Here is a 948-nt window from a genome sequence, read left to right as displayed (position 1 = left end):
TAATAGGAAACGCAACAGACCGTCCAGATCTATCTAACGTGACAGATATGAGCTACATGTTTGCTGTAGCTTCAAATTTTAATCAAGATATTGGTAATTGGAATGTGGCTAACGTGACCAATATGGAAGGCATGTTTGTTCAAGCTTCAAATTTTAATCAAGATATTGGTGATTGGAATGTGGCTAACGTGACTGATATGGAAGGCATGTTTGTTCAAGCTACAAGTTTTAATCAAGATATTGGTGATTGGAATGTGGCTAACGTGACTGATATGAGTTACATGTTTCATAAAGCTACAAGTTTTAATCAAGATATTGGTGATTGGAATGTAGATAATGTGACCAATATGGAAGACATGTTTCATCAAGCTACAAGTTTTAATCAAGCTATTGGTGATTGGAATGTGGCTAAGGTGACCAATATGGAAGACATGTTTAATCAAGCTAAAAATTTTAATCAAGATATTGGTGATTGGAATGTGGATAAGGTGACTGATATGAATTACATGTTTGTTCAAGCTAGAAGTTTTAATCAAGATATTGGTAATTGGAATGTGGATAATGTGACTGAGATGAGTTACATGTTTAATCAAGCTACAAGTTTTAATCAAGATATTGATGCTTGGAATGTCGCTAAGGTGACCAATATGAGAGGCATGTTTAATCAAGCTACAGATTTTAATCAAGATATTGGTAATTGGAATGTGGCTAACGTGACCAATATGAGAGACATGTTTTTTCAAGCTAGAAGTTTTAATCAAGATATTGGTGATTGGAATGTCGCTAAGGTGACTGAGATGGAAGCTATGTTTTATGGAGCTATAAGTTTTAATCAAGATATTGGTAATTGGGATGTGGCTAACGTGACTGATATGAGTTACATGTTTTATGAAGCTTCAAGTTTTAATCAAGATATTGGTAATTGGAATGTGGCTAAGGTGACCAATA

General features: G+C 34.3%; 1 protein-coding gene. It reads left to right on the top strand.

Annotation, left to right across the window (positions count from 1 at the left end; genetic code table 11):
- Positions 1–948 (top strand): BspA family leucine-rich repeat surface protein (locus HHX25_RS21050; RefSeq protein WP_169677389.1); only part of this gene is annotated, 948 nt, incomplete at both ends.

Source organism: Flavivirga algicola (genome assembly GCF_012910715.1).
Classification (GTDB): domain Bacteria; phylum Bacteroidota; class Bacteroidia; order Flavobacteriales; family Flavobacteriaceae; genus Flavivirga; species Flavivirga algicola.
Note: the sequence above shows the minus strand (reverse complement) of the source record. Positions and strands in the feature narration are given on the sequence as shown.